This is a genomic window from Pseudomonas agronomica (genome assembly GCF_025917275.1).
Lineage (GTDB): Bacteria > Pseudomonadota > Gammaproteobacteria > Pseudomonadales > Pseudomonadaceae > Aquipseudomonas > Aquipseudomonas agronomica.
Map to the genome: position 1 here is coordinate 1 of NZ_JAOSHO010001138.1, position 266 is coordinate 266.

Here is a 266-nt window from a genome sequence, read left to right on the forward strand (position 1 = left end):
GGAGCAAGCTCCCTCGCCACAGGTGCTGTGCAGGTCCCGACAAAGTTGAGCAGCCCCTCCCCTGCGTTTCCCAGTAAACTCTGCATTTTTGCGCCGCCTCTCTTCCCGCGGCCATCGTCTGTTTCTGGAGTCTGCCTTGCGTCTGTTTCACACCTCCGACTGGCACCTGGGGCAAAACCTCCACGGCCAGGATCGCGACTTCGAGCACGCCTGTTTCCTTGACTGGCTGCTGCGTCAGCTGGCCAGCGAAAAACCCGACGTGCTGC

General features: G+C 61.3%; 1 pseudogene. It reads left to right on the top strand.

Annotated features, from left to right (window positions below):
* Window positions 1-136: 136 nt before the first annotated feature.
* A pseudogene (locus OC610_RS29270) lies at window positions 137-266 on the top strand (exonuclease SbcCD subunit D); the annotation flags it as partial.